The sequence below is a fragment of the Pseudomonas rustica genome, from assembly GCF_018336155.1.
GTDB classification, from domain to species: Bacteria; Pseudomonadota; Gammaproteobacteria; order Pseudomonadales; family Pseudomonadaceae; genus Aquipseudomonas; species Aquipseudomonas rustica.
Map to the genome: position 1 here is coordinate 1 of NZ_JAGYHF010000042.1, position 504 is coordinate 504.

The 504-nt window shown below is 54.4% G+C and carries 1 protein-coding gene; it reads left to right on the forward strand.

Annotated elements, in window-relative coordinates; genetic code table 11:
- Positions 1-99: 99 nt before the first annotated feature.
- Positions 100-450 carry a hypothetical protein gene (locus KFS80_RS26775; protein ID WP_212546475.1) on the forward strand — a complete coding sequence of 117 codons (351 nt, stop codon included), beginning with the start codon at positions 100-102 and terminating at the stop codon, positions 448-450.
- The last annotated feature ends 54 nt before the right edge of the window (positions 451-504 follow it).

Here is a 504-nt window from a genome sequence, read left to right on the forward strand (position 1 = left end):
GATCCGCCAGAACCTGATGACGAAATCGATATTCCGAAATAACCCCTACCCACGCTGCGCATCCGGTCACGGAGGGCGGCGGCTGACTGGAGATAATCCATGGATCTTAAAATCAGATCGCTTTACCAGTGCGGGGCCTGCCGAGATATTCACGACGACGAAGACGGCGCTATGGAGTGTTGCCGGCCAGACATCATTGAGTTGTATGAATACCCGGTCTGCAAAAAGCATCACGACGATGAAGACGATGCATTCACTTGCTGCGGCGTCGACGCCATAAAATGCCCCTCTTGTTACCGGGACTACGCCTCGATTTCACTTTCGTATCAGGCCATCAAGATTGCCGGGTACTGCACCACCTGCAACCCGATTTTCACTATTGACCAGCAGATCGCGATCCAGGATCAGCACTATCAGCAGACTGGAAAGCGCGAGCATCTACACGACTGATCGGGCTCCACCCAGTACCTCCCCCACTTAACTGAATCACGCCAGCCGGCGAGG

Coding starts and splice junctions, on each gene's coding strand:
- KFS80_RS26775 (WP_212546475.1), top strand. CDS start 100: ATGGATCTTAAAATCAGATCGCTTTACCAGTGCGGGGCCTGCCGAGAT.